Annotated in this window: 3 protein-coding genes; all 3 read left to right on the forward strand. The window is 36.4% G+C overall.

The window, feature by feature from the left end:
* The first annotated feature begins 52 nt into the window (after nucleotides 1-52).
* The 3 genes from DYY65_RS10540 to DYY65_RS10550 all read left to right on the forward strand — a co-directional run bounded on the left by DYY65_RS10540 (nucleotide 53) and on the right by DYY65_RS10550 (nucleotide 1,505).
* Entirely contained in the window at nucleotides 53-220 is a 168-nt protein-coding gene (locus tag DYY65_RS10540) for a hypothetical protein (protein WP_162477919.1), read from the forward strand.
* A gap of 501 nt (nucleotides 221-721) precedes the next feature.
* Nucleotides 722-925: a hypothetical protein gene (locus tag DYY65_RS10545; protein ID WP_162477920.1), complete on the forward strand. Its 204-nt coding sequence runs from the start codon at nucleotides 722-724 to the stop codon at nucleotides 923-925.
* 352 nt (nucleotides 926-1,277) lie between these two features.
* Nucleotides 1,278-1,505: a hypothetical protein gene (locus tag DYY65_RS10550; RefSeq protein WP_162477921.1), complete on the forward strand. Its 228-nt coding sequence runs from the start codon at nucleotides 1,278-1,280 to the stop codon at nucleotides 1,503-1,505.
* The last annotated feature ends 295 nt before the right edge of the window (nucleotides 1,506-1,800 follow it).

The following is a 1,800-nucleotide window of genomic DNA, read 5'->3' on the forward strand; positions in this document are numbered from 1 at the left end:
TGCACAAAGACTCAAAACGTTCAATGTTGTTAGAGAATATCTTGACCATCAAATGGAAAAAGGATTCTTTAGACAAGATACAGATACAAAAGCTATAGCATCAGGATTTGTAGCTCTTTACGACGGATTGATAGCAAGTGAATTTCTAGGTATAAGCATGCATGATAGCATAGACTCTTGGAGAAGCACAGTTAGAGCCATAATAGCAGGTATAAGCTAAGACTAAACTTTACTCTTCATGCACAGGCTCTCCTATTTCATTCTAGATTCATCAATGGCTAAACAATGTTAATACACAATGCAAACAACATTGGCAAAAATTAGGTGAGAATATAACAGATTCATATCAAACAAAGCATAACCGCTTGAAGTTTCCGTCAAGAGATAGAAAATATTAAAACGACGGAAGGAAACTGATAGATGGGCCTTAAGGTTTCCCAATATTTGGGGAAAAAATGGTTAGAATAGCTCATGTATACCACAAATAATGGCGATGTAGATGGTTGTAGACTAAGGTATTTCGCTGTCAACAGGATGGATTATCGAATTATAAAAACATTCTAGCGTAGGCCTGCGGACTAGTTTTTACTCAACCATAGTTTTTCAAAACAGAATTAGTAGTATATAAAATACTATTAAAAGATACTGTTGCAATGGTACTAAAGGAATTTATTTACAGCGACGGGAAATTACATGAAAGAAAACGATTCTAACTAATCCAATGTCGACATTGCTAATCGTAGTAGTGGGAGCGTTGGCAGTTAGCACGTTTGCAACTATTATTAGTATACAACAAGCAAATGCTGATAATGAAAGTAACGGCAATGATCCAGAATTTTGCGATTACCGTCAACAACATTCTGATTTTACCAATTGTTCACAAAGGGATTTAACTTCGACACCCTTTATACTTCCTTTCCCCTGAAGTACACTTCCTCCTCCAAGTAACGACACTGGCAAGCCGATTGTTGGAGGTATAAAAGTTCCTCCTGGCACCTCTAATGCGTTTCATTCATTTGTTTTTTCGATATGAAGGAAAGTTGGACAAGTTAATAGGAGTTTACTCACTTTTTCTATTATCATAATCCTAATTTTTACGAAAGGGAATTTAATAATATGTAGTCTGAGTATTCATGTGCGTCCACTAGGCAGAAAGATAGATTTAGAAAAAGAGGACATATCATGAAGTAGATTGATCCAACAATATTTCTATAAACACAATTACAATGAAGTTGAACTGACTTCGTATAAACAATATCTATGATAGAACCGTTACAATGAATACAAAATCAAGAGCATTTTCCATATTGGCTATTATAGTAACAGCTATTGCAGTATCAACTCTACTTACGACAAATTTATCAGCTGCCAAGGCCGACCACCAAAGCCACATTGCTGCAACGAATTCAACTAGTGGTTTTGCAAAAGTGAATAACGATACTAATAGTGTTACTATTGGCGGCGACAGTTTTACACATCACGAAGCGAATGGCATAAAATTTTGATACGCGCATATATGCGATTTCTTTTATCAGAAAGTGAAGGCTGTTAACAATAGCTGATATTCAAATTGCATTCTTCATAGACCAGAAGGTTATTTCTGTCAAAGTGCGTTCTCTGTCATCTGGGCTCCATAATCCGTTGCCGTAGATCAGGATTGGAGCTAGAGCTAGCATGATTCAGTTTACACGTTTGCTTCGATCTTCATTGCTTGTATTACCATTCACCATTCTTGCGCTATTATTTCTCTCCATGGAGGATTATACAGTGGATGCACAACAACAAGACCAAACCGCACAA

Source organism: Nitrososphaera sp. AFS, from assembly GCF_009898475.1.
GTDB lineage: Archaea > Thermoproteota > Nitrososphaeria > Nitrososphaerales > Nitrososphaeraceae > Nitrosopolaris.